Source organism: Thermogutta sp., from assembly GCF_014359955.1.
GTDB lineage: Bacteria > Planctomycetota > Planctomycetia > Pirellulales > Thermoguttaceae > Thermogutta.
In genome coordinates this window covers 1-6,785 of the sequence record NZ_JACIYL010000182.1, presented here as the reverse complement: position 1 = coordinate 6,785, position 6,785 = coordinate 1, and the positions used below count along the sequence as shown (strand labels likewise).

4 protein-coding genes and 1 pseudogene are annotated in these 6,785 nt (G+C 59.4%); all 5 read left to right on the top strand.

Annotation, left to right across the window (positions count from 1 at the left end; genetic code table 11):
- Nucleotides 1-461: pseudogene (fusA, locus tag H5U08_RS07635) on the top strand (elongation factor G); the annotation flags it as partial.
- Nucleotides 462-620: 159 nt separating this feature from the next.
- Nucleotides 621-2,354 (top strand): prolyl oligopeptidase family serine peptidase, encoded by a 1,734-nt coding sequence (locus tag H5U08_RS07630; protein ID WP_297031825.1) that lies wholly within the window; start codon nt 621-623, stop codon nt 2,352-2,354.
- 142 nt (nt 2,355-2,496) lie between these two features.
- A complete protein-coding gene (locus tag H5U08_RS07625) occupies nt 2,497-3,867 on the top strand; it encodes a C45 family peptidase (protein WP_297031823.1) in 1,371 nt (456 codons plus the stop codon).
- Between the two features lie 118 nt (nt 3,868-3,985).
- The gene (locus H5U08_RS07620) at nt 3,986-4,408 is read left to right on the top strand and encodes a BlaI/MecI/CopY family transcriptional regulator (RefSeq protein WP_297031821.1); all 423 of its coding nucleotides are present in this window, start codon (nt 3,986-3,988) and stop codon (nt 4,406-4,408) included.
- A 135-nt stretch (nt 4,409-4,543) separates the two neighbouring features.
- Complete coding sequence (locus tag H5U08_RS07615; RefSeq protein ID WP_297031819.1) at nt 4,544-6,643, top strand: M56 family metallopeptidase; 2,100 nt, start codon at nt 4,544-4,546, stop codon at nt 6,641-6,643.
- The last annotated feature ends 142 nt before the right edge of the window (nt 6,644-6,785 follow it).

Sequence of the window (6,785 nt, the reverse complement as noted above, 5' to 3'; positions counted from 1 at the left end):
CCCCATTCCTGAAGGCGGCTCTGGAGGTGCTCGAGCAGCAGGGAGAAGGCGGTGGCCTGCTTGGTTTCCCGCTTATGCACGTTCGGGTGGCTCTTACCGGAGCAAAGGTGCACGAGACGGAATCGAACGAACTCGCGTTTCGCCTGGCCGCCGCGGACGCCTTCGACAAAGCCCTTCGCGAAGCCGGCATAGTCCTTCTCGAACCGATAATGCGGCTGGAAGTGACGGTACCTGAGGAATACGTCGGCGATGTGATCAGCGATCTCCAGCAGCGGCGGGCCGAAATCGTTCGCACCACCGTGCGGGGAAAAAACACGGTCATCGAAGCCCACGCGCCGCTGGCGTCGCTGTTTGGCTATTCCAATGCGATGCGTGGATTGAGCCAGGGACGGGCCTCATGCAGCATTGAACCGTATACTTACGGTCCGGCCCCCGCGGAAGTACTGGAAAGTTTTCTCTGATTGTTCCCGCTCTCGCGGCATCTGGCCTTGCCAGCGGTGGTCCTTCCGGAAATACTGGTGCTGGGCTGTTACTTTTTGACCGGGGCAGGTGTAACAGTCCGTTAAGAGGCTTGTTATCAGGTCAGTGTTCGGGGAACCTTCTCATTCGAAGGAGATCACATGCTGGCAGGCGGCAAACTGCTCACGAAGTTCGCCCACATTCTCATCGCCTTGATCGCTGCGTGCTGGAGCGGGGCGATCCTGCTGGGGGACGAGCAGGATCTCGGGCTCAGGCCCGGGGTTACGGTGACCGTCACGGCCACCTTCGATGGACGGGCGTTTTCCTATCAGGTGACGGGCGTCACACGGAAAGAGAACTACCAGGTCGTCTTTGTTCGCTATCCATCCCCGGTTGAGTCGGAATTGCCACAAAACAATATCGTCCCGGTGGAATACTATCTGCCCACCGATGTATCCGTCGCCGGGCCTCAACGTCCTGCCGTGATTTGTCTGCACATCCTCGACGGCAGTCTTGAATTGGTCCGAATGCTGGGCTCCGTGCTGGCGTCGCGCGGAATGGCCGCGGTTGTGTTTCCTCTTCCGTATTATGGAGAACGGGGCGGGCCGTTGGGGCCGCGGGATATCCTGCGCGAGCCCCAGAGATTTCTCCGCGTTCTGGAACAGACCTATTTGGAGGTTCGCCGGGCCACGGATTTTCTTGCGTCCCGACCTGAAGTGAATCCTCACAGGATCGGGGTGGCCGGTATCAGTCTGGGAGCCATCGTCGCCGCATCGGCTGCCGAACGGGAACCGCGGATCTGGCGAACGGCACTGATCCTTGGCGGGGGCGACATTCTCAAGATCGTCGCCACGGCGCGGGAAGCCGAACCTCTGCGTGAATTTCTCGGCGGGCTGTCCGAGGAGGATCGCGCCAAAGTGGTCGAGGGCTTCCGGGAAGCAGATCCCATCGCCGGTGCCCATCTCCTTCGCGAACGAGCCCTGGCGGGGCGGGTCCTCATGATCAATGCGGCTGAAGATGAAGTCATTCCCCGTGAGTGTACCGAGCAACTGGCGACGGCTTTGGGTATTAAAGATCGAGTGGTTTGGCTGGAGGGACTCGGCCACTACACGGCAATTGCCGCCTTGCCGAAAATCCTTCAGCAAACGGCCCAATTCTTCGCTCTGGATTTGCCCGCGGAAATTCAAAAGGCACAGCCCGTGGCGGAGAGCCTCACACCGCTGAACCGAATCGCCGGGTGCCTTCGCGAAATCACCCAATTCTGTATGGAAGAGCCACGCCCGGGAACCTGCCACATTGTCCATCTCGCTTCTCAACTGGAAGGACAATCATTCGAATTGCTGTTGATTCGAGGGCGGGGTCATCAATTTCGCCTGGAAGGTCAACTGGGCAACCTCGGGCGTGTTATGGCGGGGCAGGGCGATTATCCCTGGCTGGTGGCACGAACCGGAAAAGTTTTTGCGGGTGATCCCGACGATCCCCTCGAAACAAAGTCGCCACTCACTTACGTGCGGGGGGTGATTCTGGAGCGACTGCGGTTTGTCATGCTGGCCCTGGGCGGACTGGCAAGCACGCCCGCCGCTCTCGAACCGCTCCTGCAGATCCAGGAAGAGAAAACGCAAGATGGCGAAACCCTTACGGTTTGGCCTGCTGGCGAGCAGTCTCCTAAGATGACCATGACGTTTGCCCGGGCTGGGATCATGCCCGAGGAAATTGCCATTGAAACGCCTGATCAGCATGTTACTGTTAAGATCAAGAGCTGGCAGCTTCATGCTCCTGCCAGCGCCGGGGTATTTGCCCCACCCGCCAGCGAAAATGTGCAGAAAGTGCCTCGAAACGATTTGTATCGGATGTTTGGAGCTCTTGTGAATTTCGCTGCGGAACAATTTCCCTGACTTTGGTGTTAATAAATTGAGAACTCTTTCAGAATTGGCGAGCCACCTTATCTGGCATGTTTTTGCGGATGACCACGGGCTTGAGCGGCGAACCGCTCTGGACAGTCATGAGACGCCGCGAAATGGTGGTAGGAGATATCCCATGATCGATCGGCTGATGCTGCACTGGCGAGGTTTCAACAGTTCAGGCTCCGCTTCTGAACTTTTGGCCCCGATAAACTCTTCTTCAGAATGTGACGGGGCGAACTCCGGGCGATTCGGCCTGGTGCAAGGTATCGTAGCGGCCGTCGTTTTCCTTGCCGTGGTGTTTGCGATCGGCTGGCACCCCAGTTGGGCAGTGGCAGGAAATGAGCCCAGCCCCTCCGTTGCCTCCGAAAAACCGAACGCGGGGGAAACGCCATCCCGCGGTGATTTTAGCCGTTATGAACTCCTTCGCGTCGATCCGGAACGCCACGGTTTGCTGGCACGCTGCGAAGGAAAGCTCGTGCTCGTCGTCAGTGGCAAACCTGCGGAAATGGGCCGCGCCCAGGGACGGCTTCTCGCGGGGCCGATTCAATACCTGGTCGAACGGGTTCTTTACGGTGTGGGAGCTTATGACTCGGTGGAAAGCGGCACCTGGTTTTTCGATCGCATGGAAGAAATTCACCGGCGCACATCTCCGTTTATCCCGTCGCGGTACTTTGAGGAAATGGACGCTCTTGCCGAAGCCGCCGGACTTTCTCAGCGCGATGCCCGTTTTGCCAATCTCTTTCCGGAACGATTTCATTGCAGTGGGGTGGCCGTTCGGGGTGAGGCCACACGTGACGGTCGGGTCATCCATGCTCGGGTGCTCGATTACATGCGGGACATCAATCTCCAGGGATGTGCCGTCGTGCAGGTCTTTGTTCCTGAAGGACGCCATGCCTGGATAAGTTTGGGATACGCGGGCTTGGTGGGCACGGTGACGGCCATGAATGAGGCCGGGCTGGCCGTCGGAGAAATGGGGGGCGGTGGAGAAGGCCACTGGGATGGAATGCCCATGACCCTTCTTCTACGGGAGATCATGGAGCGCGCCGGGACGGTTCAGGAGGCCCTGAAGATCCTCCAAGAAACGCCGCGAACGTGCGAGTACTATTACGTTCTCAGCGACAGGTCCGGTGATCTTGCGGCAGTTCGGGCGGTACCGGAAGAAGTTCTCGTGCTTAAACCCGGTCAGCAACATCCCCTTCTGCCACCCGTCCCCAGGGACACGGTGTTCATCTCCGCTGACGAGCGGGCGCGGGTCCTCAGTGAGCGTTTACACGAGAATTTCGGCCGGATCGACGTCCCCACCATGATCGAAATCATCAAGCGGCCTGTGGCCATGCGGTCCAATTTGCACAACGCCATCATGACACCGCAGACCCTGGACATGTGGGTGGCGGATGCTGGTCGCACAACTCCCGCATGTGACGAGCCTTATGTGCGGGTAAACCTTCGTGAGCTGCTTGATCTCTATCGCAACACACTCTCCGCCGGTACAGCGTCCCGGTAGGTCGCTCATCAGACGATTTCAGCGAAGGATGAGACACGCCGCTTTATCTGGGGGCTTGACAAGGTTCAACTACCACGGTAGTATTACCGGTGTCGTAGATAAAAAGGAATGCTGAGGCATGGCACAGAAGAAATTTCGATTGGGTGATCTTCAGCTCCGGATTCTCCGCGTCCTGTGGGACAAGCAGGCGGCGAGCGTCCAGGAAGTTCATGAGGCTCTGGAGGGACGCCGGCTGGCCTACACTACCGTGGCCACGATGCTTCGCAAAATGGAGCAGCGGGGATTGGTGGGGCATCGTTTGGAGCAGCGACGTTTCATTTATTTCCCCCGGATCAGTCAGTCACAGGTGGTGCGGTCGGCCACGGCCGATTTTCTCGACCGGCTGTTCCAGGGCAGCCTCTCCGCAGCGGTGTGTCATCTCCTGGAAACGCGCGATTTAACACGGGAAGAGCTTGAAGAGCTGGAGCGCCTCATTGCACAGCGAAAACGGGAAATGGAGGGGGGATGCGACGGCACCTCCTCTGAAAACCAGGCCGACTAATCGGAATTGTGTTGTTTGGAGGGTTGGGCGGAATTGTTTGGGTTGTGTCCGAGCGTGCCTCAGACCCGTGGGGTTTAACATGGTAGGCATGGCCTGCGGCATGCTGTCGCCCGCGCGACACTGTTGTGGAACCTTATGATGGAAACACCCTGGCAATCACTGCTATTCCTCGCACTGGGTGTGACGTTGCTCGTAGCCCTGGCGGCTCTGGCGGCAGGTGTGTCTGGACGAGCGGAGTTTCGCCGTCTGGTGTGGATTTCATGTCTGGTAGGCAACCTGGTCTTCGCCTTCTCGGTGCTCTCCGCCGCGCCCCTGGCTGTGTGGCAATTAATATGCTTGCTTGACCGGGAGGGAAGTTCGATCAGTGCAGACGTTCCCGTGGAAACACTTGCGGGGGAACAAGTGCTCGGGGCTGACTTGAGCGATACTCCGGCTCCGGCGATGGATACTGCTCTTGTGTTTGAGGTGCCGTCGGAGTTGGAAGAAGATCCCATTCCGGCGGGAGATGGGCCTGTGATCCCTGAATTTTTCGGTAGTCCTTGGGAAAGATGGTTGCTGCTCGTCTGGACAGGTGGGCTTTTGCTGTTCGGAACAGAAACGGTCCTGAAACGCGCGGTTACCGTGTGGGTCAGTCGTAAGGCCCAGGACCTCGCTGGGACTCCGCTGGCGGTTTGGGTGGGCAACATGGCACGTGAAGCCGGATATGCCCGACCCATTCGGGTTGTGGCCTCCGCCCGCTTTGTGACGCCTGTCGCTTTTGGTGTGCTCCGACCAACAATAGGGGTTCCTCCCGGGTTTGATCCTCATCTGAATAGGAGTGCCGATAAAGCGGTATTGCTCCATGAATTAAGACACATCCTCAACAGGGACCCGTTTTGGCACTGGGTTGCGGACCTGGTCGTGACGGTTCTCTGGTGGCATCCCGGCGCATGGTTTGCCCGGGTCCAGTGGGGAAAGGCCAGCGAAGAGGTGGCCGACGAGTACTCGCTTTGCCTTCCTGGCGGTCCACGGGACCTAGCGGCGGGCCTTGTGTTTTACGGGCGAAAAGTCCTGGAAGGTCGGATGACGCTGCTTGCCACAACGGGTGTGCGGACAAGGTCTCATCTTGCAGCGCGGGTCAAGCGCTTGCTCTGTTTGCAAGACGAGCAGAACGCGGGAAGGTCGAACAAAGCTGGAGTGTCAGGACGGTCGCAGCGGTGGGCCGTTTGGTTCACTGCCGCGGCTGTGTTTTTCGCGTCCGTGGGAGCGACGGCTCCCCAAGGTTCTCTCCTGTATGGAGGTGCTCGTATGAGTTGGGTTCGATGGTGTTGGCGACATTCATTGTTGGCTGCTGCGGCAGTGGCCTTTGTCGCGCCGTGGAGTCCGCCCACTTTGGCCGATGAAGGCCGAAGACCGGATGAGCCGGCGGCGGTGGAAAGAGGCGAGCGGGAGGACCACGACAGACCCCGCTTCGAACGTGAAGAACGTGATGAAGGCGAACGGGAACAAGGAGTGAGGGAGGATCGCGAAAGAGATCGCGAAGAGCGGGAAAGAGATCGCGAAGAGGGGGAACGGCCGCATGAACGTCCCCGACCGCCTGAGGCGGGACCGCGAGGTGAGCGTCCGTTCGGTCCACCCCCACTCGAAAGGATTGAAAGGCAACTTGACGAACTCCGAGAGCAGCTCGCTCGAGCAAGGGAGGCAGGTCAGGAAGAGCGCGTTCGCGCCCTGGAGCATCAAATCGGGCGGCTTGAGCGGATTCGAGAGAATATCCGCGCAGGACGGCCTCCGGAAGCCGGGTTGGAAACTCCCCCGGAAGCCCGCCAAGCCATGATGGAGCGACTGGAACGCCGAATGCATGAGCTGCGGGAACGAATTGCCCAGGCGGAGCGAGAAGGCCGGGAAGAACTCCTCCGTGAACTGCGGGCGGAGGTTGAGCGAGTGGAAAGGGCGATGCGAGATCTCCGCGAAGGCAGACTGCCATCACGGCCGCCCATGCCTCCTGCCCCCGTTCCACCAGAGAGAATGGAACGGGCCCGTCATGCGGCCGAACTGTTGCGACGAGAGGGATTCGGCGACATGGCGGAGTTGTTGATGCGGGCGATCACGGGCATGCCTCCGGCGGGGCCGCCACGTGGTCCAGAAATGCGTCCACCGCGTCCTGAGGGCGAACGCGAAGGCCCGCCTCCTGTCGATCGTCCGCGGGGAGAACCTCCCCGGCCTGAACGCGATCGCCCGGAACGCGATCGGCCGTGAACGCACCGTTGACGCAACTTTAGCGGGCAAGCCGTAGAACGCGGTTGAGAAACACCGCAGCCCGGCAGGGGTAATCAGCAGATTACCCCTGCTTTTTTTGACTGGAATTGTTTGCCGCCCAGTCCCAAAAGACAACCGAATC